Origin of the sequence: Actinophytocola sp. (assembly GCF_036378875.1) — a bacterium.
Lineage (GTDB): Bacteria > Actinomycetota > Actinomycetes > Mycobacteriales > Pseudonocardiaceae > Actinophytocola.
Map to the genome: position 1 here is coordinate 79815 of NZ_DASUVO010000020.1, position 26202 is coordinate 106016.

Annotated in this window: 19 protein-coding genes and 1 pseudogene; 10 read left to right on the plus strand and 10 right to left on the minus strand. The window is 68.6% G+C overall.

What is annotated here, in order from left to right:
• Nucleotides 1-38: 38 nt before the first annotated feature.
• From VF106_RS05615 to VF106_RS05630, 4 genes are all read left to right on the plus strand, one after another.
• Nucleotides 39-1349, plus strand: a complete 1311-nt coding sequence (locus VF106_RS05615) for an extracellular solute-binding protein (protein ID WP_330838476.1) — start codon at nt 39-41, stop codon at nt 1347-1349.
• A gap of 121 nt (nt 1350-1470) precedes the next feature.
• On the plus strand, nt 1471-2421 hold the full coding sequence (locus VF106_RS05620) for a carbohydrate ABC transporter permease (protein ID WP_330838477.1): 951 nt from the start codon (nt 1471-1473) through the stop codon (nt 2419-2421).
• On the plus strand, nt 2418-3251 hold the full coding sequence (locus VF106_RS05625) for a carbohydrate ABC transporter permease (RefSeq protein WP_330838478.1): 834 nt from the start codon (nt 2418-2420) through the stop codon (nt 3249-3251). The genes VF106_RS05620 and VF106_RS05625 overlap by 4 nt, the downstream gene beginning before the upstream one ends.
• The gene (locus VF106_RS05630) at nt 3248-4684 is read left to right on the plus strand and encodes a beta-N-acetylhexosaminidase (RefSeq protein WP_330838479.1); all 1437 of its coding nucleotides are present in this window, start codon (nt 3248-3250) and stop codon (nt 4682-4684) included. The genes VF106_RS05625 and VF106_RS05630 overlap by 4 nt, the downstream gene beginning before the upstream one ends.
• A gap of 18 nt (nt 4685-4702) precedes the next feature.
• Here the strand turns inward: VF106_RS05630 and VF106_RS05635 are convergent, their stop codons facing one another.
• The 3 genes from VF106_RS05635 to VF106_RS05645 form a co-directional block, all read right to left on the minus strand.
• On the minus strand, nt 4703-5950 hold the full coding sequence (locus tag VF106_RS05635; RefSeq protein ID WP_330838480.1) for a S1 family peptidase: 1248 nt from the start codon (nt 5948-5950) through the stop codon (nt 4703-4705).
• A gap of 291 nt (nt 5951-6241) precedes the next feature.
• Complete coding sequence (locus VF106_RS05640; protein WP_330838481.1) at nt 6242-8401, minus strand: 3-hydroxyacyl-CoA dehydrogenase NAD-binding domain-containing protein; 2160 nt, start codon at nt 8399-8401, stop codon at nt 6242-6244.
• A gap of 14 nt (nt 8402-8415) precedes the next feature.
• Entirely contained in the window at nt 8416-9630 is a 1215-nt protein-coding gene (locus VF106_RS05645) for an acetyl-CoA C-acetyltransferase (protein WP_330838482.1), read from the minus strand.
• A gap of 235 nt (nt 9631-9865) precedes the next feature.
• Here VF106_RS05645 and VF106_RS05650 point away from each other — a divergent pair, with 235 nt between their 5' ends.
• The 4 genes and pseudogenes from VF106_RS05650 to VF106_RS05665 all read left to right on the plus strand — a co-directional run bounded on the left by VF106_RS05650 (nt 9866) and on the right by VF106_RS05665 (nt 14255).
• Complete coding sequence (locus VF106_RS05650; protein WP_330838483.1) at nt 9866-11071, plus strand: TetR/AcrR family transcriptional regulator; 1206 nt, start codon at nt 9866-9868, stop codon at nt 11069-11071.
• Nucleotides 11068-12477: a cytochrome P450 gene (locus tag VF106_RS05655; RefSeq protein WP_330838484.1), complete on the plus strand. Its 1410-nt coding sequence runs from the start codon at nt 11068-11070 to the stop codon at nt 12475-12477. The genes VF106_RS05650 and VF106_RS05655 overlap by 4 nt, the downstream gene beginning before the upstream one ends.
• A gap of 298 nt (nt 12478-12775) precedes the next feature.
• Nucleotides 12776-13024 (plus strand): hypothetical protein, encoded by a 249-nt coding sequence (locus VF106_RS05660; protein ID WP_330838485.1) that lies wholly within the window; start codon nt 12776-12778, stop codon nt 13022-13024.
• 56 nt (nt 13025-13080) lie between these two features.
• A pseudogene (locus VF106_RS05665) lies at nt 13081-14255 on the plus strand (IS30 family transposase).
• A gap of 315 nt (nt 14256-14570) precedes the next feature.
• Here the strand turns inward: VF106_RS05665 and VF106_RS05670 are convergent.
• On the minus strand, nt 14571-15290 hold the full coding sequence (locus VF106_RS05670; protein ID WP_330838486.1) for a TioE family transcriptional regulator: 720 nt from the start codon (nt 15288-15290) through the stop codon (nt 14571-14573).
• A gap of 81 nt (nt 15291-15371) precedes the next feature.
• Between VF106_RS05670 and VF106_RS05675 the strand changes: the two genes are divergently transcribed.
• The gene (locus VF106_RS05675) at nt 15372-16511 is read left to right on the plus strand and encodes an erythromycin esterase family protein (protein WP_330838487.1); all 1140 of its coding nucleotides are present in this window, start codon (nt 15372-15374) and stop codon (nt 16509-16511) included.
• Here the strand turns inward: VF106_RS05675 and VF106_RS05680 are convergent, their stop codons facing one another.
• The gene (locus tag VF106_RS05680; protein WP_330838488.1) at nt 16512-17279 is read right to left on the minus strand and encodes an NAD(P)H-dependent oxidoreductase; all 768 of its coding nucleotides are present in this window, start codon (nt 17277-17279) and stop codon (nt 16512-16514) included. It lies immediately after the preceding gene.
• 582 nt (nt 17280-17861) lie between these two features.
• Between VF106_RS05680 and VF106_RS05685 the strand changes: the two genes are divergently transcribed.
• Nucleotides 17862-20060: a helicase gene (locus tag VF106_RS05685; RefSeq protein WP_330838489.1), complete on the plus strand. Its 2199-nt coding sequence runs from the start codon at nt 17862-17864 to the stop codon at nt 20058-20060.
• An 8-nt stretch (nt 20061-20068) separates the two neighbouring features.
• Here VF106_RS05685 and VF106_RS05690 read toward each other — a convergent pair whose 3' ends face one another.
• The 5 genes from VF106_RS05690 to VF106_RS05710 form a co-directional block, all read right to left on the minus strand.
• Nucleotides 20069-21853 carry a hypothetical protein gene (locus VF106_RS05690; RefSeq protein WP_330838490.1) on the minus strand — a complete coding sequence of 595 codons (1785 nt, stop codon included), beginning with the start codon at nt 21851-21853 and terminating at the stop codon, nt 20069-20071.
• Between the two features lie 36 nt (nt 21854-21889).
• Entirely contained in the window at nt 21890-22492 is a 603-nt protein-coding gene (locus VF106_RS05695) for a TetR/AcrR family transcriptional regulator (RefSeq protein ID WP_330838491.1), read from the minus strand.
• Nucleotides 22492-23652 (minus strand): acyl-CoA dehydrogenase family protein, encoded by a 1161-nt coding sequence (locus tag VF106_RS05700; RefSeq protein ID WP_330838492.1) that lies wholly within the window; start codon nt 23650-23652, stop codon nt 22492-22494. Before VF106_RS05700 ends, VF106_RS05695 begins: the two co-directional genes overlap by 1 nt.
• Nucleotides 23649-25613: an acetyl/propionyl/methylcrotonyl-CoA carboxylase subunit alpha gene (locus tag VF106_RS05705; protein ID WP_330838493.1), complete on the minus strand. Its 1965-nt coding sequence runs from the start codon at nt 25611-25613 to the stop codon at nt 23649-23651. The genes VF106_RS05700 and VF106_RS05705 overlap by 4 nt, the downstream gene beginning before the upstream one ends.
• A gap of 3 nt (nt 25614-25616) precedes the next feature.
• Nucleotides 25617-26202: carboxyl transferase domain-containing protein (locus VF106_RS05710; protein WP_330838494.1), on the minus strand; the 586-nt coding region annotated here is incomplete at its 5' end.

Sequence of the window (26202 nt, forward strand, 5' to 3'; positions counted from 1 at the left end):
AACGTCCATTGCGCATAGTGCAACGGAGGGTCCCTGTCATGAAAACCCGTCGGACTTTGTTGGTTGCCGCGATCGGCGTTCTCGCGATCGCCTGCGCGCCACCGCAGGCCTCGAACGAAAGCCCGCAGCAGACCGCCTCGGCCGGCGCCACGGTCGGCGCCACCACCGGTGAACTGCAGGTCTGGCTCTTCCAGGAGCCGTCGAACGCACCGAAGGAGGCCGTGGTCAACGAGGCCAAGGCCGAGTTCGAGAAGGCACACCCGGGCGTCACCGTCAACGTCGAGTACCTGCCGGTGGACACACGCGCGGCCAGGTTCAACGGCGCGTTCAACGACCCCGCCAGCGCACCCGACGTCGCCGAGTTCGGCAACACCGACCTCGCCGGCTACACCGCGTCCAACGGGTTCGCCGACCTCACGAACGACATCAAGGCCTGGTCGGACAGCAAGGACCTGGTGCCCGAGGTCCTCGAAACGGCCACAGTGGACGGCAAGACGTACGCCGTGCCGTGGTACACCGGCACACGCGCCCTCTACTACCGCACCGACGTGTTCACCGAGCTGGGCCTCGAGCCGCCGAAAACGCTCGGCGAGCTCACCGAGACCGCCCGCGAGATCCGCGCCGCGAAGCCGGACCTGTACGGCATGGCGGTCGGCGGCAAGTCCCAGTTCTCGTTCCTGCCCTACATCTGGGCGAACGGCGGCGACCTGGCCAAACAGGACGGCGACGCCTGGAAGTCCACAATCGACTCGAAGCAGTCACGGGCCGGCCTGCGCCAGTACGCCGAGCTGCTCCACGACGACATCTGCCCGCCCGCGGCGTGCGCGCAGCTCACCGGCAGTCAGTCCGTCGCGGCGTTCGCCGGCGGCAAGGCCGCGATGACGATCGGCGGCGACTTCAACCGGGCGGCCATCGACGCCGGCGCCGTCAAGGACAAGTACGCCGTGGTTCCCTTGCCTGGCCTCAAGTCGGGTTCGATCGCACCCGCGTTCGCCGGTGGCAACCTGCTCGGCGTGTTCCGCTCGACCGACCGGTACACGCTGTCGCTGGAGTTCGTGAAGCTCTTGGGCGGCAAGAAGTACCAGGAGAAGATGTTCGGCGCGATGGGGAACATGCCGACGTTCTCCGACGTCCAGAACCGCATCGCGAAGGGTGACAAGTTCCTGGCGCCGTTCATCAAGACCGCCCAGGCCGGCACTCGGTTCGTGCCGAGCACGCCGGCCTGGACCAAGATCGACGCGGCCGGCGTGCTGGCCACGGCCGTGCAGCAGATCGCGACCGGTCAGCTGGACGTCGACGCGGCGACGAGCGCGGCGGCGACCCAGATGAACGAAGCCTTCGGCAGCTGACAGTGAGCGGAGCTTGCGGAGCGAACCATCAGCACTCAGGACGTCACCTCGCTCGCGGAGGGCGCCGGTGTAGCGGAGCCTGCGGAGCGTTCCGGCGCCACGGAGCGTGCGAGGAGACGTCTTGACAGCCACCCAACTCCGGCCTCCTGTCGCCGTGCCGGCACCTCCCCGTGAACCGGGAGTCCGGCGCGGCGACGGGCGGGCCGCCCTGCTCTACCTCGTCCCGGCGGGCGTGGTGCTGCTGGCGTTGATGGCGTACCCGATCTACCAGCTGGTCGTCATCTCGCTCTACGACTACGGGCAGCCGCAGGCCAGTGGCGCGGCGCCGCTCGTGTTCCTCGGGCTGGACAACTACGTCGAGCTGCTGAGCGATCCACGGTTCTGGACAGTGCTGGTCACGACGATCGTGTTCGCCGGGGTGTGTGTGGCTGGCACGCTCCTCGTCGGCACCGCGCTCGCCGTGCTCGCGAGCCGCGCCAGGCGGATCCCACGCACGCTGCTGTTCCTGGCGGCGCTTGGCGCGTGGGCGACGCCGACGATGGCAGGCTCGTACGTGTGGTTGTTCCTGTTCGACCAGGACTTCGGGCTCGTGAACGAGGTGTTCGCGAGCCTCGGGTTCAGCGGGATGCGCGGTCACTCCTGGATCTTCGAGCGGTACTCGGCGTTCGGGCTCGTCGCCGGCGAGATCATCTGGTGTTCGTTCCCGTTCGTCATGGTGACGATGTACGCGGGTATCACGGCGATCCCGCGCGAGGTGATCGAGGCCGCGGCACTCGACGGCGCGTCCACCCGGCGCACCGCGACCGCCGTGATCCTGCCGATCCTGCGCCCGATCCTCATGATCGCGACGATCCAGTCGATCATCTGGGACTTCAAGGTGTTCACCCAGATCTACGTGATGACGAACGGCGGTGGCGTGGCAGGGCAGAACCTCGTGCTCAACGTGTTCGCCTACCAGAAGGCATTCGCCGGCGAGGAGTACGGGCTGGGTGCGGCGATCGGTGTGGTCATGACCGCGATCCTGCTGATGATCACCGGACTGTACGTGCGGGCCCAGCGAGGTGTGCGATGAGGCGCGGGCAGCTCGTCGTCGACGCCGTGTGCGTGGTGATCGCAGCGGTCGTGGCGTTTCCGCTGTACTGGATGGTGTTGTCGGCGTTCAAGCCGGCCGGTGAGCTCCAGTCCACTCGGCTGTGGACGGCCGCGCCCACTGTGGACAGTTTCCGCCGCGTGCTGGACGTCGAGAACTTCGGGCTGTACTTCGTCAACAGCGTCATCGTCGCGGTGGCGGTGGTCGCGCTGTCGTTGCTGGTGTCGTTCCTGTCGGCGGTCGCGCTGACGAGGTTCCGGTTCCGCGGCCGGACGGTGTTGGTGGTGATGTTGCTGGTGGCGCAGATGGTGCCGGTGGAGGCGCTCACGATCCCGCTGTTCTTCCTCCTGCGGTCGTTCGGCCAGGTGGCGCCGGCCATCGGGTTGAACCAGCTTGGCTCGCTGGTGTTGGTGCACCTGGCGTTCAGCCTGCCGTTCGCGATCTGGCTGCTGCGGGGTTTCGTCGCGGCCGTGCCGGCCGAGTTGGAGGAGGCGGCGGCCCTGGACGGCGCGTCCCGCTTCCGCTTCACCTGGCAGGTACTGTTCCCATTGGTGGCGCCGGGCCTGGTGGCGGCCAGCGTGGTGTCGTTCATCCACGCGTGGAACGACTTCCTGTTCGCCAAGACGTTCCTCATCTCAGGCACGGAGAACCGGACGCTCCCCTTGGGACTACTGGTGTTCTTCAAGCCGGAGGAACAGGACTGGGGTGCGATCATGGCGGGTTCGACACTGATGACCGTGCCGGTGCTGGTGTTCTTCGTGCTCGTACAGCGGCATCTGGTCTCTGGCATGGCGGGAGCGGTGAAGGGATGACCTCGTTCGATACGCTTCTCCCCCGACCGGTGCGGGTGACGCCCACGGGCGGCACCCTTGTACTGGACGAGCCCCCGTCGCCGGTGATCTCCTCGGATTCCTCGCTGCCCGCGGAAGGCTTCCGGCTGACCATCTCCCCGGCGGGCGTCGAGGTGGCCGCGAGCGACCCGGCCGGTTTCTTCTATGCCCGGCAGACACTTCGCCAGCTGCTCGGTCCATGGGCGTTCCGTGCGGTCGATCTCCACAGTGGACCGTATGCTCTGCCGTGCGGTGTGATCGAGGACTGGCCACGGTATTCGTGGCGGGGCTGTCTGCTGGACGTGGCGCGGCACTTCATGCCGAAGGCGGCCGTACTGCGCTTCCTCGACCTGATGGCCGTGCACCGGTTGAACGTGCTGCACTTCCACCTCACCGACGACCAGGGCTGGCGGATCGAGGTGCCGGCGTTCCCCCGCCTCACGACGGTGGGCGCGTGGCGGGCCGGTTCGTGGGTCGGCCGACCTCCGGACGGCACCCCGGGCCACGACGGCCGCCCCCACGGCGGCTACTACACGGTCGACGACCTGCGGGAGATCGTGGCCTACGCGGCGGAACGGCACATCACGGTCGTGCCGGAGATCGACGTGCCGGGCCACAGCCAGGCCGCCATCGCCGCGTATCCGTGGCTGGGCGTCACGGGCCAGCCCCTGGAGGTGCTGACCCGCTGGGGCATCAACGACAACATCCTCGCGGTGAACGACCTGACGGTCGACTTCTACCGCCAGGTCCTCACTCACGTGGTGTCCGTGTTCCCGTCACAGGTGATCTGCATCGGCGGCGACGAGGTACCCACGACACAGTGGACGACTGACCCCGCTTCCTCGGCCTACGCCGCCTCCCGCGGTCTATCCCAGGTGGACGACCTGCGCGGCTGGTTCCTCGGCCAGCTCGTGACACACCTGGAGTCACTGGGCCGCCGAGCAATGGCCTGGGACGACGCCGGTCCGCTGCCTCCGAACACGGTCATCGGCGCGTGGCTGAGCACACCCGCCGGACACGATCTCGTGCTGTGCCCGGAGGAGCACGTGTACCTGGACCACCGGCAGTCGGACCATCCTGACGAGCCCATCCCGGTCGGGTATCTGCGGACGCTCGAGGACATGTACGCGTACGAGCCGATCGAGTCGCCGCGGGTGCTCGGTGCGCAGGCGCAGGTGTGGACCGAGCACCTCGACAACCCGCGCCGGGTGGACTATGCGGCGTTCCCGAGACTCGCGGCGTTCGCGGAAGTCGTGTGGAGCCAGAAGAATCGCGACTACGAGGAGTTCGAGTCCCGCCTGACCCGGCACCACCTCCCGCGACTGGACGCACTGGGCGTCGAGTACCGCCCCCTCACCGGCCCCCACCCGTGGCAGACGCGGCCCGGCGTACCGGGCCGCGTCCGTCACTTGTAGACGATCACTTGTGGACTGTCACCAGGTGGTCACGCCGTAGACCGCGCTGTAGTAGGGCAGGCTGAGGCCGATCGGGTAGTACCACGACACGTTCACGGCGCCGAAGACCTGGCCGCAGCGGTAACGGCTGCCGTCCCAGTACAGGGACGCGCCGCTCGTCACGCCTTCCGGTGACCACACCGAAAGGGCCGCGACGTTGGCGCCACCCGAGTCTCCCGGCTCGACGCACGCGGAGTGGCGGGTCAGGCCGTACACGGTGTAGTACGGGTCGCCGTTGTACACGACGGTCTCGCGCTTCACCGTGATGTAGCCGCAGGTCCAGAGGGTGGTGATACCGGACTTGCAGATGACCGTGCCGACCGGCGAGTCGCTGTGGCCGCTGACGTTGATGAAGCCGCCGTTGGACGGGTTGTAGTCGACCCACGGGCCCTGGATCCAGTAGCCGGGGTTGTCGTTGCGGATCAAGGCGTCGTCGTAGGTCGGGAACCAACTCGACACCGTCGGGCCGAAGTACACGCTGCCCTGGCCGTAGTTGGCCTGACCGGCGGCGGTGCAGTGGCCGGCGGTCAGCAGGTAGCCCTGACCGGTGGACGGGTTGCGCAGGTTGAAGCCCGCCGAGCAGCTGCTGAAGTTGATCGCGTCGCCGCCGTCCATGTAGTCGGCGGTCCGCGTCGGCGCCCTGTCGGTCTCCTCGAACCGCACGGCGTCGCCGAACTTCGCGATCGCGTTGCGTGCCGCCGTCTGCTGTTGTCCCTTGATCGCCGTCACGACCACGCTGTTGGTCTTCGGGTCGACGTGCCAGCCGGCCAGGCCGGTCAGGGACGACTTTCCGTTGGCGGCGCGGGTCGCGCCGGATGCCTTGCCGGACAACGCGTCCAGCGAGGCGGTGACGGCCAGCAGGTCGGCTTCGCTGTGGTCGACCACGACCGCCCGCGCGCCGGCCTTCGTCACCTCGACCACCTTCGCCTTGTCGGTGACGGTGACGACCAGCTTGCCGGCCTTCGCGTCGAACCACGATCCGCCGAACGTCGAACCCAGCGAGGCACGCAGGCTCGCGTCGAGTTTGACCGCTTTCGCCTGCTGGGTGCGCAACGCCTTGGCCTGCGTGGCGGTCAGGCCCAGATCCCGTTGCATGGCAACGAGAACCCCGTCCTCCGCACCTTCCGCGCCGCCTCTCTCCGGCGCGGCCGACACGGTGGAGTTCGCGGTCAGGGCCAGCGCTATGGCCGACGCCGCCGTGAGGATTACTCGGATGGATCTTCGCATCTCGTTCCTTCCGGTTGGCAATGGAACGTGGGGAGGTCGTCACTCCACGTTCATCGCGTTAGCGCCTCTTCACCAACAGAGACAGACCGGGGGAACAAGAAGGTCTGAACGGAGCACAGAGCTGCCCAAAAGGGAAACCGTGACATGGCCTCGCTCCGCTCGGCGCTGAGCGGGCCTCAACCCGGCGTCTTCCCTCCTGCGCGCGCAGACCCCCTGGGCTCCTCCGTCGCGCAGGGGATCTCCGTGCTCGTCAGTCCAGACACCGGCGGCCCGCTCAGGCCAACGTGTTCGCTACTCGAACGTCGAACCCTTCTCCGCCTTCTCGACAAGCGAGGCCGGCGGGAGGAAGTGGTCACCGTAACGCTCGGCGAGCTGGCGGGCCCGCGCCACGAAGCCGGCGACGCCGCCCTCGTAGCCGTTGATGTACTGGATCACGCCACCGGTCCACGGCGGGAAGCCGATACCCATGATGGAGCCGATGTTGGCGTCCGGCACCGACCGCAGCACGCCCTCGTCGAAGCACTTGACGGTCTCCAGCGCCTCCGCGAAGAGCATGCGCTCCTTCATGTCCTCGAACGGGATCTCGTGCCCGTCCTTGGTGAAGTGCTCGTACAGGCCCTTCCACAGACCGACGCGCTTGCCGTCGGCGTAGGAGTAAAAGCCCGCACCGGACGACTTGCCCTTGCGGTCGAACTCCTCGACCATGCGGTCCATCAACGGTTCCGAGGCGTGCTCGGTCCACTCACCGCCTGCCGCGATGACCGCGTCCTTGGTCTCCTTGCGGATCTTCTGCGGCAGGGTGAGCGTCAGCTCGTCCAGCAGCTGCAGCGGCGGCGCCGGGTAACCGGCCTGCGAACCCGCCTGCTCGACCGACTGCGGGTTGACGCCCTCGGCGACCATCGCGACGGCCTCGTTGATGAACGTGCCGATCACCCGCGAGGTGAAGAAGCCGCGCGAGTCGTTGACCACGATCGGCGTCTTCTTGATCTGCTGCGCCACGTCGAACGCCTTGGCCAGCGTCGCGTCGCTGGTCTGCTCGCCGACGATGATCTCCAGCAGCGGCATCTTGTCGACCGGCGAGAAGAAGTGCAGGCCGATGAAGTCCTCCTGCCGCTTCACACCTTCTGCGAGGCCGGTGATCGGCAGCGTCGAGGTGTTGGAGCCCAGCACGGCGTCCGGCGCCACGACGTGCTCGATCTCGGCGAACACCTTGTGCTTGAGCTCGGTGCTCTCGAACACGGCCTCGATCACGAGGTCGGCCCCGGCGAGGTCCTCGACGTTGGCGGTCGGCCTGATGCGGGCCAGCGTCTCGTCGGCCTTCTCGCGGGTGACCTTGCCGCGGGACACGGCCTTCTCGAACAGCTTGACCGAGTAGTCCTTGCCCTTGTCAGCGGCTTCCTGGGAGACGTCCTTGAGGACGACCTCCATGCCACCGCGGGCACACACGTACGCGATGCCGGCGCCCATCATGCCGGCGCCGAGGACCGCGACCTTCTGGGCGGTGAACTTCTCGTAGCCCTCGGGCCGCGAGCCGCCGGAGTTGATGTGCTGCAGGTCGAAGAAGAACGCCTTGATCATGTTCTTCGCGACCTGGCCGGACAGCAGCTCCAGCAGGTAACGGGACTCGATGGTGAGCGCGGTGTCGATGTCGACCTGCGCGCCCTCGATCGCGGCGGACAGGATCGCCCTCGGCGCCGGCATGTTCGTGCCCTTGAGCTGCTTGCGCAGGTTGGCCGGGAACGCGGGCAGGTTCGCCGCGAACGCCGGGTGCGACGGGGTGCCGCCGGGGATCTTGAAGCCCTTGACGTCCCACGGCTGCGCGGCCTCGGGGTTGGCCTTGATCCACTCCTTGGCCTTCGGCAGCAGCTCTTCCACAGTGGACACAACCTCGTGCACGAGGCCGATTTCCTTGGCCTTGGCCGGGTTGTACTGCTGGCCCTGCAGCAGCACCGACAGCAGCGCGTTCTGGATGCCCAGCAGCCGCACGGTACGGGTGACGCCGCCGGCACCCGGCAGGAGGCCGAGCGTGACCTCCGGCAGGCCGATCTTCGAACCCTTGGTGTCCGCGGCGATCCGGTGGTGGCAGGCGAGTGCGATCTCCAGGCCACCGCCGAGCGCGGCGCCGTTGACGGCCGCGACGACCGGCTTGCCGAGCGTCTCCAGCCGGCGGAACTGCGCCTTGATGCCCTGGATGAAGTCGAAGCCCTCCCTGGCCTGGTCGGCCTTGGCCTCGATCATGTCCTTGAGATCGCCGCCGGCGAAGAACGTCTTCTTGGCCGACGTGATCACCACGCCGGTGATGTCGTCCTTCTCCGCCTCGAGCCGGGTGACAGTGGACTCCATGGACGCCGCGTAGTCGCGGTTCATGGTGTTGGCCGACTGGTTCGGGTCGTCCAACGTGAGGACGACGATCCCGTCGGCGTCCTTCTCCCAGCGAATGGTCTCAGTCATTGAGTGTCGGTTCCTTACACGCGCTCGATGAGGGTCGCGACGCCCATGCCGCCGCCGATGCAGAGGGTGATCACGGCCCGGCGGGCCTGGCGACGCTCCAGCTCGTCGACCATGGTGCCGAGGATCATCGCGCCGGTCGCGCCGAGCGGGTGGCCCAGCGCGATGGCGCCGCCGTTGACGTTGAGCTTCTCGTCCGGGATGGCGAGCTTGCGCTGGTAGTTCAGCACGACGGACGCGAACGCCTCGTTCAGCTCGAACAGGTCGATGTCGTCGACGGTCAGGCCGGTCCTGGCGAGCAGCTTCTCGGTGGCCGGTACCGGGCCGGTGAGCATGATCGTCGAGTCGGCGCCGGACGTGGCGGTCGCGACGATGCGGGCACGCGGCGTGAGGCCCATGTCCTTGCCGGCCTGCTCGGACCCGACGAGCACCAGCGCGGCGCCGTCGACGATGCCGGAGGAGTTGCCGGCGTGGTGCACGTGGTTGATCTTCTCGACGTAGTGGTACTTCTGCAGCGCCACCGCGTCGAACCCACCCATGTCGCCGATCGCCGCGAACGACGGCGGCAGCTTGCCGAGGCCCTCCAGGGTCGTCTCGGGCCGCATGTGCTCGTCGTGGTCGAGGACGGTGATGCCGTTCTGGTCGACCACGGGGATGATCGAGTTGGCGAAGTAGCCGTTGCTCGTCGCCTTGGCCGCGAGCTGCTGGGAACGCACCGCGTAGGCGTCGACGTCCTCGCGGGAGAAGCCCTCGATCGTGGCGATCAGGTCGGCGCCGATGCCCTGCGGGACGAAGTAGGTGTCGTAGGCGGTGGCCGGGTCCATGGCCCACGCGCCGCCGTCGCTGCCCATCGCGATTCGGGACATGGACTCGACGCCGCCGCCGATCACGACCTCGTCCCAGCCGGACGCGACCTTCTGGGCGGCGATGTTGACGGCCTCGAGCCCGGAGGCGCAGAAGCGGTTGAGCTGCACGCCCCCGACGGTGTCGGGCAGCCCGGCCGCGATCGCGGCGGTCTTGGCGATGTCGCTGCCCTGGTCACCGATGGGTGTGACCACCCCAAGCAGCAGGTCGGAGACCCGGTCGACGTCGAGCGTGGGGTTGCGCTTGCGTAGCTCGTCGATGAGACCGACGACGAGCGAGATCGGCTTGGTGCCGTGCAGCGACCCGTTCTTCTTACCCCGGCCGCGCGGGGTGCGGATCGCGTCGTAGACGAAAGCTTCGGTAGCCACAGCCAGGGGTCCTCTCGAGGGCTAATACTGATTAACATGTTGGCACCGGATCCGTCGTTGTCAACGCACGGTGCCCGATTTGGTGGCGTGCCCCACATCAGGTTACCCGCGAGTACGGAGGTGGCGCCCACCGCGCTAATGGGTGTTAACTTAGGGTGCGTGGATTGGCGCGTTGCCAACAGCGTTGGGCGTCCGCTAGCTTGATCGGGACTGCCCCATTTGGAGGAACAGAGGCGTGGCGGAGACTTCCAAGTCGTCCCCGATGCGGCGACCACGCAACCGCAAGGCGCAGCTCGCCGAGGCCGCGGCCGAGCTGTTCCGCAAACACGGGTACCACCAGGTCAGCGTGAACGACATCGCGCGATCCGCCGGGGTCACCGGGCCCGCCGTCTACCGGCACTTCCGCGGCAAGCAGGACATCCTCGCGCACGTGCTGCTGTCGGGCATGGACACGTTCGGCCTGGCCACCGAGCATGCGCTGGCCACCCCGGGCACCCCCGCCGACCAGCTCACGGCGCTGCTCCGGGCCATCGCGGCGCTGGCCGTCGACCGGCGGGAGGTCACCGCGCTGTGGCGCTGGGAGGGCCGGCACCTCGCGGAGGCGGACCGGACCAAGATCCGGTACCGGGGCGCGGAACTGATCTCGCAGTGGGCCATCGCGCTGCGTGACGTGCGCCCGGACCTGTCCGCCGGTGACGCCGAGTTGCTGGGGTGGGCGACGCTGTCGGTGTTCGGGAGCGTGTCGGTCCACCACGTGAGCCTGCCGCGGCGACGCTTCGAGGACCTGCTGACCCGGCTCGCGGCCGCGGTCATGGCGTGGGAGGTGCCCCAGGGCGGCCCGGTGACGCTGTCCGACGCCGTACCGGGCATGGCGCTGCCGGGTGTCGCGGGCTCGCGCCGCGAGGAGTTGCTGACCGCCGCGCTGTCGCTGTTCCGCGAACGCGGGTACGCGGCCGTGAGCATGGAGGACATCGGTGCGCGGGCGGGCATGGCCGGGCCGAGCATCTACCGGTACTTCCCCGGCAAGGCGGCGATCCTCGTGGCGGGCGGGTACCGGATGGCGGACCGGCTGACGCGCGACGCCGAGGAAGCGCGGGCGCTGCCGCCCTCGTTGGCCCGCCGCTCGCTCGCGACGTCCTATGTGGACACCGTGCTGCGGTCGGACAACATCATGGCGAACTTCGCCAGCGAGGCACGTAACCTGCCCGAACGCGACCGCAAGGAGCTTCTCCGGCTGCAGCGTGCGTACGTGGCCGAGTGGGTGCGCGCGCTGCGTGCCGAATCCGAGTTGTCCGAACCAGACGCCAAGATCGTCGTCCACACGGCCCTGACTATTGTGAACGACCTCGCCCGCACCCCCAGGCTGCTCACCCGCCCGAGGATCGCGGCCGAACTGACCGAGCTCGCGGTGAAAGTGCTCGACGCTGGGAGGCAGGCATGACCACGGAAACTCAGGCCCCGTTCGAGCTACAGAAGAACGCGCTCGACCAGTGGTTGATGGACAAGGACTGGCCGCGCAAGAACCTCACCACCCCACCGCCCGGGCTGAAGCCGATCACCGGTGACTCCGGGTTGCCGTTCCTTGGCCACGGTGTGGAGATGCTGCGGCTGGGCCTGAACTACGCGATGAAGCGGTACCGGACGCACGGCCCGATCTCGTGGGTGAAGGCGTTCGGCGTGAACGTCGTGTCGGCCTCCGGACCGGACGCCACGCAGGAGGTGCTGGCCAACCGGGAGAAGGCGTTCTCCCAGCAGGGTTGGGAGTACTTCATCGGCCCGTTCTTCAACCGGGGCCTGATGTTGCTCGACTTCGACGAGCACATCTACCACCGGCGGATCATGCAGATGGCGTTCACCGGGGACCGGTTGTCCGGCTACATGGCACAGGTCGGCTCGGTCGTCGGGTCCAGTGTGGAGTCATGGTCTACGCAGGACGACTTCCAGGTCTACCCCGCGCTCAAGCAGCTGACGCTGGACGTGGCGACGAAGATCTTCATGGCCATGGCGCTCGGCGGCGACTCGACGAAGCTGACACGGGCCTTTGTGGACACCGTGCGGGCCGGCACCTCGTTGGTACGCCTTGCGGTGCCGGGTGGCCGGTGGGCGGCCGGGTTGCACGGCCGCAAGGTGCTGGAGGACTACTTCCGCAGCAGCCTGCCGGCCAAGCGCGCCTCGGACTCCGACGACCTGTTCGCCGCGCTGTGCCACGCCCGCACCGACGAGGGCGAGACGTTCTCCGACGACGACGTCGTCAACCACATGATCTTCCTGATGATGGCGGCACACGACACGGCCACCATCGCCACGTCCTCGCTCGTCTACTACCTGGGCAAGCACCCTGAGTGGCAGGACAAGGTACGCGCGGAATCCCTCGCACTGGGCGACGAACCGCTGACCGTGCCGCTGCTGCAGGAGCTGCCGACGCTGGACCTGGTGCTGAAGGAGTCGATGCGGCTCGTGGCGCCGGTGCCGTGGATGGTGCGCAAAACCGTGAAGGAGACCGAACTTCTCGGCCACCACCTGCCGGCCGGCGTGTTCGTGACCACCCTCGCGTGGCTGAACCACCTGCTGCCGGAGTACTGGACCGAGCCACACCGTTTCGACCCGCTGCGCTTCTCGGAAGAACGCCGCGAGGACAAGTCGCACCGCTACGCGTACATGCCCTTCGGCGGCGGCGCCCACAAGTGCATCGGCATGCACTTCGGCACCTACGAGGTGAAGACCATCGCGCACGAGCTGGTCCGCCGTTTCGAGTGGACGATCCCGCAGGACTACCACGTGCAGTGGGACCCGACGGCCCTCCCCCGCCCGAAGGACGGCCTACCGATCAGCATCCGCCGCCGCTGACCTGCCAAAGGTCGCGGTGGCTCGCGGCTCTGCGGTTGCGGCGGGCAGAGCCCGCTTCGCGGGTCGGGCGCGACGCGCCCGACCCGCGAAGCCTTGCCGGCCTTGGTGTCCCGAAAGACGCGATCGGGACATCGCCGTCGCCACGAACGACGCGCTGAGAACCTTCAACCTCGATCCACCGATGATCGTGTCGGGTGTCGCGTCGGGAAGGACGCGTTGGGGACATGGCTGGTGTCATGAAAGACGCGATGGGGACGTTCAACGACATGAGCGCGTCTTTCGAGACATCGCCCGGAGCGTGAACGCGCCATTCGTGAACGGCCAGCGCGACGTGAGCGGTGTGGTGAAGGACACCCTCCTCACGCTGGCGGTGCACGGCCGCCCGTCCAAGTCGCCATCGCCCCGTGACCTCAGGGCGCAGCGAGTCCACTTGGCCGCGCCCCGAGCCACCATGACCATCGGTGAATCTGGGCTCAACGACGCGAAAGGCGTCTTTCACGACGCCGCTGATCGCACCAGCGCGGCCTGGGCGTTCCGGATGTCCTGAAGGGCAGGCGGTTTCTAGTGGTCGTTGCAACACCCTCTGTGAGCTGGGAGTTTGTGATGGCTGGTGTGATTCGGTTGCCTCGGTCGGTGGTGGTGCGGTTTTGGGAGTTGGTGGCGGCGGGTCACCCGGTCAGGCCTGCTTGTGGGTTGGCTGGTGTGTCGCACGAGACCGGGCGGCGGTGGTTTCGTGAGGCTGGTGGGGTGATCGGAAACGCACCCCGTCCGTTGGGTGATCGCTACCTCAGGTTGGTGGAGCGGGAGGAGATCTCCCGAGGGTTGATCGCGAAGGAATCGTTCGCCCAGATCGCCCGCGGGTTGGGCCGTCCTACCTCGACGGTCAGCCGGGAAGTCAACAACAACGGTGGTCGGGCAGAGTATCGGGCGGTGGCCGCCGACACCGCTGCCCGGGTGCGAGCGCGGCGGCCGAAGATAGCGAAGTTGGCCGCTGATCCCGAACTGCGGGCGCGGGTGCAGACTCGGTTGGAGCGACTGTGGTCGCCGACCCAGATCGCGGCCATGCTCAAACAGGAGTTCCCGGACCGGCCGGAGTTGTGGGTGTCGCACGAGACGATCTACCAAGCCATCTACGTCCAAGGCCGCGGCGCACTGCGCCGTGAGTTGGCCGCGTGTCTGCGCACCGGCCGCGCGATCCGCAAACCTCGCCGGCAAGCCGCCGCCCGCAAACCACGGATCGCGAACATGGTGATGATCAGCGAACGGCCGGCCGAGGCCGAGGATCGGGCGGTGCCGGGGCACTGGGAAGCGACCTGATCATGGGACAAGGCAACAAGTCCGCGATCGGCACGCTGGTGGAGCGCTCGACCCGGTTCGTGATGCTGCTGCACCTGCCCGACGGGCACGACGCGATCCAGGTCCGGGACCGGATGATCGAAGCCATCCAGACCCTCCCGCACCAGTTACGACGGTCGATGACCTGGGACCGGGGCAACGAGATGGCCCGCCACGCCGACATCACCCTCGCTACCGACATGGCCATCTACTTCTGCGATCCCCACTCGCCCTGGCAACGCGGCAGCAACGAGAACACCAACGGCCTGCTCCGCCAATACTTCCCCAAAGGCACTGACCTGCGAGGCCACCACGCCGAACACCTCACCCACGTCGCCACCCAACTCAACAACCGACCCCGCCAAACACTCGGCTGGCTCACCCCAACCCAATCCCTCAACCGCGTACTCTGCGGACAATCCCCCGTTGCAACGACGGGTTGAAATCGGTGCACTCTCGGAACGCTCAACGCCCCCCACGGGCATCGTGGAGACATCGCCCGCCAACAGCCCGCGACGACCCGTTCATGATCAACGCCAACACAGATGGTTGCGCAGGCATCCCCCACCCATACCCGGGGGGCCACCCCGAGGCCATCGTACCAACCGACACAGACAAAACCCCTGGTCGCGCGCCCCCTGTGGACAACTTTCGCCGACGAGTCCGAGCGAAAGGGACACTCGTGCGCCTCAACCGGTCCCTGCTGGGTGAGTGCACGGTCGGGTGCCCGCTGTCCCGCGTGAGCCTCGGGTCGTCCTTCAGCCGTCCTTCGCGGACGTTGGGCGCATGCTCAGGTAGTGGCTCAGCAGAGCGGCCGCATCGAGCATCGCGAGGCCCTGGAGGGTCAGCTTTCGTTGCCAGTCTTCGAGGGACGTGGCCAGTGTGTCGGTGCCTCCGGCCGTTCGGACCTGTTGCACGACGGTGGCGATGTGCTCCAGCGGGTAGCCGCCGCGTCTGAGGAGGTGGGCGAGTTCCGCGTCGCGGATGTCGGTTGCCTGGTAGACGCGGTGTCCGGTGGCCGGGTCTCGTGCGGGGACGAGGATGCCGGCGCGTTCCCAGTTGCGCACGGTCGCCGCGGTGACGCCGAGTAGGTGTGCGAGTTCGCCGATGGTTCGGGGGGTGGCGTCCGTTGGCCGGTCCGGCGTCTCCGCCGTCAGGTGACCGATCGCCTTGCGCACCGCGTCGAGGGTGCTTCGGTCCTGGAGCAGCTGGCTGTGGCCGCGGTCGATGGTCATCAGGGCGTCGTCGAGGGCGTCGTCGTGGATGGCGTGCATGATTCGGCCGGCGGTCGAGTGTCCGTAGGCCCGGACCATGGCGAGGTAGGTGCGCAGCGCGGCCGCGTGCACCTCGGTGTAGATGCGGTAGCCGCTGTGCGTGCGCTCGGCGGGCGGGATGAACCCGTCCTGCTCGTAGTTGCGGACCGCCTGGGTCGAGATGCCGTGCTCGCGGGCGAGGTCGGCTGGTCGCAAGGTGATCACCGGTTTGAGACTTTACCGCACACGACCTCGAACGAGCCGGTCAGAGTCTCAACGGAGTTTTCAAAGATACGCTTATCGCACATGGATATTCGAGACTTCCTCACCCCGTCGTGTGAGCTGCTGGCGTTCGGCGAGCCGACGCATCTGGCGCCGGCCTTCGGGTGGGTCCGCAACGAGCTGTTCGCCCAGCTGATCGAACACGGCTTCCGGTCGATCGCCCTCGAGTCCGACCGCGTGGCCGCGCTCACCGTGAACGACTTCGTCCAGGAGGGCCTTGGCACCCTCGACGAGGCGATGCGCGAAGGCTTCTCGCACGGCTTCGGCGACCTGGATGCCAACCGGCAGCTCGTCGCCTGGATGCGCGACTACAACGAGCACCGGCCACCGGCGGAACGGTTGGCGTTCCACGGCTTCGACGCCCCCACGGAGAACATGAGCGCCCCCAGCCCACGGCGCTACCTCGAACACGCCCGCGACTACCTGGCACTCGACCTCGACCTCGCGAGCCTCGCCGGCGACGACGAACGGTGGAGCCGCACGGAGGCGATCCTGGACCCGGCCATGTCGGTCGGCGCCACGGCCGACGCCGAGAAGCTCCGCGTCATCGCCGACGACATGCTCACCACGCTCTACGCACGCACACCGGAACTGATCGCGAAGACCTCACGTACCGAGTGGCACAGGGCCGCGACACACCTCACCGCCGGTCTCGGTCTGCTCCGCTACCACAAGCGGTCGGCACAACGCGTCGAGGAGCGCGACCGCCTGTACGGACTGACGGCCACCCGGGACTCGCTCATGGCACAGAACCTCCTCGACATCCGGCGCGCCGAGGCAAGGCGGGGTGCGACGCTGGTCTTCGCGCACAACCTCCACCTGCAGCGGAATCCGGGCACCATCCGCATGGCGAACATGGACATCAGCTTCTTCGTCGCCGGCGGCATCGTGGCGTCCCTGGTGGGCGAGCAGTACCGGTTCATCGCCGGCAGCATGGGCCGCTGCGACTCCATCGGGCTGGGCGAACCCGAGGCGGACACCTTCGAGGGCTTCCTGCAGAGCCGCGTGTCTACCTGGGGTCTGGTCGCGCCCACCACGGTCCCGCCCGCCCACACGCGCACCGACCCCACCCCTCGACAGGGCTACTTCCCGCTCGACCAGGCGACCCTCGACATCGCCGACGCGGTCCTGCACGTCAGCGACGGCGCGACATCGCCCGTGTGATCACGTGTTGTGGATGCCGATGCCCGTTTCGCCCCGGGCGTGTTCGTCGCGCAGCACAAGGTGGTCGTCGTAGTCGCCGCCGTTCTGGCGGCGGAACGGGATCGGTGGGGTGTCCGGCAGGGTCAGCAACCGCTCCGTGAGGCGCTTCGCCGTCTCGTTGTACTCGTCGTCGGTCATGGCGAGCGCGCTGGTGACGACGAACGGCGGGACGACCGTCATGCCGGGGTACCACAGTGTGCCGTGCGTCAGTGGGAACAGGACCTCGTCCAGTTCGCCGTGGATGCCTCGTGGGCCTGTGGTGGCGGCGTTCGCGCCGACGGTGGTGATCACCATGGCGCGTTTGCCGGTCAGGCCGCCGTCGCCGTAGCGGCGTGCTCGGCCCGTGGTCGGGTCGAGCACGCCCTGGGCGAAGCCCTGCACGAACAGCCGGTCGAACCATCCTTTGAGGATCGCCGGCATACCGAACCACCACAGGGGGAACTGCACGACGAGCGTGTCCGCCCAGCGCAGCTTGTCGTGCTCGGCGCGAATGTCCGCCCGCAGCGTCCCGTTCTCCAACGCCCGCTGTGACTCGGTCAGCACGTCCAGTCGCGAGTCCGGGTCGCACCCGAAGTCGTCGTGCCGCACCACGGGATCCCAGTCCATTGCGTACAGATCGGACTCGCGCACGTCGTGCCCGTGCTCCCGCAACACCGCGACGCCGTGATCCCGCAGCGCGCCGTTCAACGACCGCGGGTCGGGATGGGCGTACACCCACAAAGTTTTCACCCGGCGCGGGTACCCCGACCGCCGACTCGCCTCCCTATGAAGTCGATCACGTCCGGCATGACTCGCAGGGGATCGTCTGTGCCGCACCAGATCCCGAGCGGTACGCGGGTGGTGTGACGCAACGCCGTTCGTCGCGGAAAGCGTTGCGGCTACTGGCCTCCGGCGTGGGCAGGCCGCGGTCGGCCAGCCAACCCGGGGCCGTGATGGGCGAGACACACGGGCAGGCTGGCCGGTGCGCGGCGGGCCGCATGATCGCCAGGTCGACGTCCCGCCCACGAGCCGCCGAGCGGACCCGGTCGACCGAGGACCTGCCGGCCGGCACGTCCGGGATCTCGCCGTCCGGACCGGTCAGACCAAGAAGGTCCCGCCGCTGCCGCTGGCCGGCGAACGCGCCGGCCCGACCGCCAGCCCCAGCCCGCCGAGCAGTAACGCATGCTCTCGTGGACGCACGGTGACGAACCGGGTTGCATGCAGGCGGTTTGGCAAACACCCGAAGTCGGGTCATAATCAATGGTCGGTTATTCCGATAATAAACAGTTGGACAACCGAAATCGAGTTGATTGTACCAGCCGAGGGGCCCATTTGTCAAAGAGCAGTTACGACGCGGAATTGCAGGCGGAACGCGAGCGTATCGCGTTTCTCTACGCGCGCCTGGACGCGGAGCGGTCCATCGCGTCCGGCAAGCTCGACGGGGTGCTGCTCGACAGCACGGCGGAGACAACGGAGGCCCTGTGGGAACGTGATGTGGCCGCTACCACGCTGTCCAAGCGGATCGGCCTGCTTCGGGTCGCCGACAACGGGCTCTGCTTCGGGCGCCTCGACCACACGTCCGCCGAAACCACCTACATCGGGCGAATTGGGTTGTTCGACGAGGACAACGACTACGAACCACTGCTCACCGACTGGCGCGCCCCGGTGGCGCGGCCATTTTACGTGGCCACCGCGGCCAATCCGGAAGGGGTGACCCGCCGCCGTCATTTCCGGACCCGGGGGCGGCGCGTTCTCGGATTTCACGACGACGTGCTCGCTCACGGTGTCGCGGACAGTGACGAGGCGTTGCTCGCCGCGCTCAACGCGCCCCGGTCGGACACGATGGGCGACATCGTGGCCACGATCCAGGCGGAGCAGGACGAGATCATCCGTCTCGGCCGCAACGGGGTGGTCGTCATCGACGGCGGCCCCGGCACCGGCAAGACCGTCGTCGCGCTGCACCGGGTCGCCTACCTGCTGTACACGCACCGCGAGCGGATGTCCCGCCGCGGTGTGCTGATCATCGGGCCCAACACGGGCTTCCTGCGGTACATCGGCGGGGTCCTACCCTCGCTCGGCGAGACCGACGTGGTGTTCGCCACCCCCGGCGAGCTGCTGCCGGACGTGAAGACCCGCATGCCGGACCCGAACCGCGAGCTCAAGGGCAGCCTCGCGATGATCGATCTCGTGCGGGCGGCCGTGGCGAACCGGCAGGAGGTGCCGGCGACGCCCATCGAGATCGAGCTGGACGACGTCACCGTGGAGCTCGACGAGTTCACGGCAGGGAAGGCACGGGAGCGGGCCAGGACGTCGGGCCGTCTGCACAACCGGGCGCAGGAGATCTTCCGTGACGCCCTGATCCTCGAGCTGGCCGAGCAGGCCGTCGACCGGATCGGCGAGGGCTGGCTGGACGCCCGCGACACCCCCGACCTGGCCGGCGACCTCGCCGCGGACGTGCGCCGCGAGCTGATCTCCAGCGACGCGCTCGCCGAGGCGGTGGAACTGCTGTGGCCCCGGCTGTCGCCGCGGCGCCTGCTCACCGAGCTGTACACGTCGCGGAAGCGGCTGGCGGCCATCCACGCGCCCGCGTCGTTCTATCGCGAGCGCGGGGACGCGTGGACCGTGTCGGACGTGCCGCTGTTGGACGAGGCGGCCGAGCTGCTCGGCGCGTTCGAGTCGGACGAGGAGGCGGAGCAGACGCGGCGGGAGCAGTTGGCGTACGCGCGGGGCGTCCTCGACATCCTCGACACCGACGAGGACCCGGACGAGGAGATGTTGCGCGCGGTCGACATCCTCGACCCGACCCAGCTGGCAGAACGGCAGGAGGAGCGGGACCACCGGTCGCTGGCCGAACGCGCCGCGGCGGACCGCGAGTGGACCTACGGACACGTGGTCGTCGACGAGGCGCAGGAACTGTCCGAAATGGACTGGCGAGCGCTGATGCGACGCTGTCCCAGCCGATCCATGACGATCGTCGGCGATCTGGCGCAGCGCGAGTCCCCTGCAGGCGCCCGTTCGTGGGCGGCCATGCTCGACGAGTACGTGCCGAACCGGTGGGCCTACCGTCAGCTGACCATCAACTACCGCATGCCGGCCGAGGTGATGGACGTCGCCGCGTCCGTGTTGTACACAATGGACAACTCGGTGCAGCCACCGAAGTCCGTGCGGTCGACGGGAGTCCAACCGTGGTCCCGGCGCACCACGCCGGAGGATCTGGCCCCGGTCGTGACGGAGATGGTGGCCCGCATGGAAGCCGAGGTCGGCGAGGGCACGATCGTCGTGATCGCACCGGACGGGTCGACGCTCAACGTGGACGCGTTGCTGCTTCCACCCCGCGCCACGAAGGGCCTCGAGTTCGACGGCGTGATCGTCGTGGAACCGGCCACGATCATGGCCGGCCCGGCGGGCACGGCGGACCTCTACGTGGCGCTGACCCGGGCCACGCAGCGGCTCGGCGTCGTGCACACGGAACCCTTGCCGGACTGCCTGAAGCTACTGGCGGACGTCACGCTGGAGGACATCACCCCCTGAGGCCGGGCTCAGCGACCGAGCACGGTCATGCTGAACTCACCGTCGAGGGGCCAGCACGTGATCAGCAGCCGTCCGCTCGCCGCGCTGAGCGGGGGTGGATCGGATGCGAGACGGAGCCCGCACGACACCGGCTCACTGCGCGACACCACGGTCAGCGAGTCGAGGTCGACCTGGACCAGTTCGATGGTCTGGTCGTCGAGCCGGTTGACTCGGTACCACCCGGTGTCCGGCGTGACCTCCGCGCCGTTACCGGTGCCCGGCAGCGGGGCGAGAGGGCCGAGCGGCGCGCCGGTGTCGCCACTGAGAACCGTCGTGTCCGTCGGCGTCTCGACGACCACCCTGAGCGGCGCGTCCCCGACGGCGGTGGCCTGCGTCTGCTCCGGCACCGGTGAGGTCCACAGTGGCTGGTCGGCATCGAACGCGAGCAGCTCTCGTCCCACATTGACCACGAGCCGCCCGTCGGCGACCGACACGGCCGGGCCGTCGCACTCCTGTTCGGAGCAGGTGGTCGCCTCCTGTTCGACGGCGGGCAGGTCGAAGGTCTCCGCGATCCGCTCCCGCGTCATCGAGAGCACCGCGGATCGTTCGCACCCTCGGCCCGAACGGACGAGAAAGGCGCCGTCGTCCATTGTGGACTGTCCGGCGTACTGGTAGTGGCACTCGCCGCTCGGCGCCTGGTCCGCGGTGTGCACCTCGCCGGTGTCCAGATCGACGCTCAGCAGCGTGGCGACGTCCTCACCGCGTGCCGTGAGGTAGCCGACCGGCTGGCTGCTCAGCTGGATCACCGAGCGGTCGTTGCGAAGGGGTGAGTCGGACAACACCCGGTACGTCGATTCCCCCGGCACGGGGGGAAGCGCGAACCGGTTCCTGACCTGCCCGGTGTCCAGGTCGAACAGAATCCCGACATTGCTCACGACCGCCAGCAGCGTATTCGTTCGCATGCCGACGACCACGCCCATGAAGCCTCCGGGAGAGGTGTTCACGATGTCCCGGATCCAGTAGTGCCACCGCTCCTCACCGGTCCTGGCGTCCAGCACGAACAGTCCGTACTCGGTTCCCACCCCGGCCTCGAAGCCGAGCGCCACCGCCGTGTCCGTGCCGGGCACCAGCGCGGCCTGGTCGCCGTAGCGAACGTCGTCACCCTGGCTCCACAGAAGGGCGAGGTCCTTCTCCGGGCCTCGCGGCGGCTCCGAACGCGGGTCCGGCGCCTCAGCGGCCGTCGTGCGATCCTCGGTTTCGGCGACGACCGCAGCCGCGGCTCGGCCGGCCCAGATGGCGCCGCCGAGCCAGGCGCCGCCGGTCAGCACCGCTCCCGCGGCCAGCAAGGCCACCCACCGGCGAACCGCCGCCGGCTCACGGGTGGGCAACTCGGTCCAGTCCTCGTCCCGGTGACGGTACGCGAGGACGCTCGCCGCGATCATCCCCACCGTGCTCAGGACGAGCGACAGAAACGCGGTGTAGCGGCCAATGCCGGGAAGATTCTCACCGAGCAACCGGTCGGCGACGTCGAACGGTGGCTGCGGTGACCACAGCCCGCTGCCGGCGTACCACGCGGCCACCCCGAGCAACGCGGCCGACAGCGGCCACGAGGGAAGGAGGCCACGCAAAGCCGGCAGCACCGCGAACCCGAGCGCGGCGAACACGACACCCAGCCAGCCGTACTCCCCACCGTGCGCCGCGACCGCGAGCAGCGCCATCGCGACCCCACCGAGCGGGACGAGTGGAGCCAGCACACCGAAATTCGCCCACGGGTTCCTGACCCGTCCCTCTGCCACGATGGATGAGACGATCATCCGGGCGATCACGTTCCCGGAATATTTCGTCGCGGCTCAGCTGACCAGGCTGGCCGACAGCATCGTCGCCCACTGGTCCAAAACGCGGCGTCGGCGGCGGGTGTCGTCGGTGAGGAGGTTCGCGAGGCCCAGGCCGCGGCCCAGGTCGAGCGTGGCCTGCACGGCCTCGCGGACGCCTGGCCGGGTCTCGTCCACGCCGAGCAGGTCGATCACCGTGCGGTGGCATTCCCGGCCGACCTGTGCCTCCAGCCCGGTGATGCGCTCACTCAGCCGCTCGTCCGAGGTCGCGGCCACCCACAGGTGGATGGCCGCGCGGAACAGCGGTGCCGTGTACATGCGCTCGACCAGTGCGAGTACCGCGCGGACCCGGTCGGGGCCGGCCGGGAGGTCGGCGGCCTGCGCTCGCAGCATCGCGAGGCGCTCCGTGGTGACGTACTCCACCGCGGAGGTGAACAGGTCCTCCCTGGTCGGGAAGTGGTGTTGGGCGGCGCCGCGGGAGACGCCCGCCCGTTCCGCCACCACCGCGACCGTGCTGCCCGACCAGCCCACGTCGGCCAGGCACTCGATGGCCGCCTCCAGGAGCCGCTGCCGGGTCATCCGGCTGCGGTCCTGTTGCGGCTCCCGTAGTACTTCGGTCATTAGTAGGACTTGGGTAGGCCCAGGGTGTTCTGCGCCACGTAGTTCAGGATCATCTCCCGGCTGACCGGTGCGATCCGGTTCACGCGGGCCGCCGACACGAGCGCGCCCAGCCCGTACTCCGCGGTCAGGCCGTTGCCGCCGTGCACCTGGACGGCCGTGTCCACCGCCTTGACCGACGCCTCGGCGGCCGCGTACTTCGCCATGTTCGCCGCCTCGCCGGCCGCGACGTCGTCACCCGCGTCGTACAGGGCGGCCGCCTTCTGTGTCATCACCTTCGCGAGCTCCAGCTGGATCTTCGCCTCGGCGAGCGGGTGCGCGACGCCCTGGTGCGCGCCGATCGGGGCGTTCCACACCGTCCTGGTCTTCGCGTACTCGACGCCCTTGGCCAGCGCGTACCGGCCCATGCCGATCGCGAACGAGGCGGCCATGATCCGTTCCGGGTTGAGGCCGGCGAACAGCTGCAGCAGCGCCGCGTCCTGCGAGCCGACGAGCGCGTCGGCCGGCAGCCGCACGTCGTCGAGGAACAGCGTGAACTGCTTGTCCGGCGAGATGATGTCCATCTCGATCGGCTGGTACTCGAACCCGGGCGCGTCCGTCGGCACGATGAACAGCGCGGGCTTCAGCTTGCCGGTCCGCGCGTCCTCCGAACGCCCGACCACCATCACGGCTTCTGCCTCGTCGACGCCCGAGATGAACACCTTGCGGCCGTTGAGGATCCACTCGTCGCCGTCGCGGCGGGCGTGTGTGGTGATCTCGTGTGAGTTGGAGCCAGCGTCCGGTTCGGTGATGGCGAAGGCCATGCGCAGCGAGCCGTCGGCGAAGCGTGGCAGCCAGGACTGCTTCTGCTCCTCGGTGCCGAAGCGGGCGATGATCGTCGCGCAGATGGCCGGTGACACGACCATCAGCAGCAGCCCACATCCCTGCGCGGCCAGCTCCTCGGCCACCGCGGCCAGGTCGCCGATGTTGCCACCACCGCCGCCGTACTCCTCCGGCACGTTCACGCCGAGGTAGCCCAGCTTGCCGGCCGCGTCCCACAGCTCGGCGGTCTTCTCCCCGCCGCGTGCCTTGCGCAGGAACCACTCCCCGCCGTACTGCTTGCCGAGGTCGGCGACCGCCGCCCGCAGCGCCTGACGCTCGTCCGTTTCAGTAAACCCAGTCATGACTTCTCCTCAGCGCTGACCACGGCCAGTACACGCCCTACCTCGACCTGGTCACCAGTCCCCACACCCAGCTCGGCGATCACGCCGTCGGCCGGTGCGTTGATCTGGTGTTGCATCTTCATTGCCTCGAGCCACAGCAACGGTTGTCCGGCCGTGACACGGTCGCCCTGGCTCACCGCGACGCGGACGACCGTGCCGGGCATGGGGGCGAGCAGTGACCCGGCGGCCACGTGCGTGGCGGGGTCGGCGAACCGCGGCACGGGAACGAGGGCGACCGACCCGAGTGGAGTGTCCACACAGAACAGCTCGGGGTACCGCGCCACCTCGAACCGGCGCGTCAGCCCGTCGACCTCCAGCACCACCTCGTCCGGCCGCGCCTCGATCAGCCGCACACCCTCGTGCCCGACCAGCCCGTCCCTGCCGAGCCGGTAGGTGACCTCGTGTTCGGTCTCGCCGGCACGGAAACGTTTGCGCTGCGGCGCGGCGGCGACATTGCGCCACCCGCTGGGGATCCGGCCCAGCACGCGTGCGCCCACGCGGTTGGCCGCCGCGTCGGCCAGTGCCGAGGACAGCGTGGCGAGCCGGACGGTGTCCTCGGTGGCCAGTGGGGTCGCCAGCTCCGGCAGGCCGTGGCGGTCGAAGAACGCCGTGTCGGTGTCGCCGGCCAGGAACGACGGGTGCGTCAGGATGTTCACCAGCAGGTCGCGGTTGGTGGTGACGCCGTGGATCCTGGCCCTGGTGAGCGTGGCCGCGAGTGCTCGCGCGGCGACATCCCTGGTCGGGGCGACGGAGATCACCTTGGCCAGCATCGGGTCGTAGTGCGGGCTCACGACCGTGCCACTGTCCACTCCGGAGTCCAGCCGGATGCCGGCGCCGAGCGGGATCGCGAACGTCGAAGCGACTCCCGGTACCTCGAACCGGTGCAGGGTGCCGCTGTGCGGTCGCCAGTCCGCGGCCGGGTCCTCGGCGTAGAGCCGGACCTCGATCGCGTGGCCCTGCGATGGCGGCGGACCCGGTGGCAGCGGGCGACCTTCGGCGATGCCCACCTGCAGGCCGACGAGGTCGAGGCCGGTGACGCACTCGGTCACCGGATGTTCCACCTGGAGCCGCGTGTTCATCTCCAGGAAGTAGAACCGGCCCGTGTCGTCGGCGAGGAACTCGACCGTGCCGGCGCCGACGTAACCGATGGCCTTGGCCGCGTTGCGGGCGGCGCCGAACAGTTCGGCCCGCATGCTGGGGAACCGCTCGACGAGCGGGGACGGCGACTCCTCCACGATCTTCTGGTGGCGCCGCTGGATCGAGCACTCCCGCTCGCCGACCGCCCAGACCGTGCCGTGCTGGTCGCACATGATCTGGACCTCGATGTGCCGGCCCGTCGTCAGGTACGGCTCGACGAACACCGTGTCGTCGCCGAACGCGGACCCCGCCTCGGCACGGGCACCCTCGACCTGTGCGGTCAGGTCGTCGAGCGAACGCACCACACGCATGCCCCGGCCGCCGCCGCCAGCGGATGCCTTGACCAGCACGGGAAGATCGGCTTCGGTCAGCTTGTCCAGGTCCATCTCGGACAGCACCGGTACCCCGGCGTCGGCCATCAGCCGCTTGGACTCGATCTTGGAGCCCATCTGCTCGATGGCCGTCGGTGGCGGGCCGACCCACGTCAGGCCGGCCTCGATGACCGCGTGGGCGAACGCCGCGTTCTCCGACAGGAAGCCGTAACCGGGGTGGACGGCGTCGGCGCCGGAGACCCGGGCGGCGTCGATGATCAGGTCCGACCGCAGGTACGTGTCGGCGGGTGTGACACCGGGAAGCCGGACCGCGGCGTCGGCCTCGCGCACATGGGGCGCGTCCGCGTCGGCGTCCGAGTACACGGCAACCGTCGAGATGCCGAGCGTGCGGCAGGTGCGGAACACGCGGCGAGCGATCTCACCCCGGTTGGCGACGAGCAAAGTGGTGATCATGGCTCACATCCGGAAGACGCCGAAGCCATCGGCGCCCCTGATCGGTCCGTTGTGGATCGTGGAAAGGCAGATGCCGAGCACCGTTCGGGTGTCGCGCGGGTCGATGATGCCGTCGTCGTAGAGCATGCCGGACAGGAACATCGGCAGCGACTCGGCCTCGATCTGGTTCTCCACCATGGTCCGCATCGCGGCGTCGTGCTCGTCGTTGTACTCCTGGCCCCGGCTCGCCGCCGCCTGCCTGGCCACGATGGACAGCACGCCGGCGAGCTGCTGTGGTCCCATGACCGCGGACTTGGCGCTCGGCCACGCGAACAGGAAGCGCGGATCGTAGGCGCGGCCGCACATGCCGTAGTGCCCGGCACCGTAGGAGGCGCCCACGAGGACCGAGATGTGCGGCACCTTCGAGTTCGACACCGCGTTGATCATCATGGCGCCGTGCTTGATGATGCCGCCCTGCTCGTACTCCTTGCCGACCATGTAGCCGGTCGTGTTGTGCAGGAACAGCAGGGGAGTGTGCGACCGGTTGGCGAGCTGGATGAACTGGGTCGCCTTCTGCGACTCCTCGCTGAACAGCACGCCGCGGGCGTTG

Excerpts from the sequence above, each read along its gene's own strand:
- VF106_RS05615 (WP_330838476.1), top strand. The coding sequence starts at position 39 with ATGAAAACCCGTCGGACTTTGTTGGTTGCCGCGATCGGCGTTCTCGCG.
- VF106_RS05625 (WP_330838478.1), top strand. The coding sequence starts at position 2,418 with ATGAGGCGCGGGCAGCTCGTCGTCGACGCCGTGTGCGTGGTGATCGCA.
- VF106_RS05630 (WP_330838479.1), top strand. The coding sequence starts at position 3,248 with ATGACCTCGTTCGATACGCTTCTCCCCCGACCGGTGCGGGTGACGCCC.
- VF106_RS05635 (WP_330838480.1), bottom strand. The coding sequence starts at position 5,950 with ATGCGAAGATCCATCCGAGTAATCCTCACGGCGGCGTCGGCCATAGCG.
- VF106_RS05640 (WP_330838481.1), bottom strand. The coding sequence starts at position 8,401 with ATGACTGAGACCATTCGCTGGGAGAAGGACGCCGACGGGATCGTCGTC.
- VF106_RS05655 (WP_330838484.1), top strand. The coding sequence starts at position 11,068 with ATGACCACGGAAACTCAGGCCCCGTTCGAGCTACAGAAGAACGCGCTC.
- VF106_RS05675 (WP_330838487.1), top strand. The coding sequence starts at position 15,372 with ATGGATATTCGAGACTTCCTCACCCCGTCGTGTGAGCTGCTGGCGTTC.
- VF106_RS05690 (WP_330838490.1), bottom strand. The coding sequence starts at position 21,853 with ATGATCGTCTCATCCATCGTGGCAGAGGGACGGGTCAGGAACCCGTGG.
- VF106_RS05695 (WP_330838491.1), bottom strand. The coding sequence starts at position 22,492 with ATGACCGAAGTACTACGGGAGCCGCAACAGGACCGCAGCCGGATGACC.
- VF106_RS05700 (WP_330838492.1), bottom strand. The coding sequence starts at position 23,652 with ATGACTGGGTTTACTGAAACGGACGAGCGTCAGGCGCTGCGGGCGGCG.
- VF106_RS05705 (WP_330838493.1), bottom strand. The coding sequence starts at position 25,613 with ATGATCACCACTTTGCTCGTCGCCAACCGGGGTGAGATCGCTCGCCGC.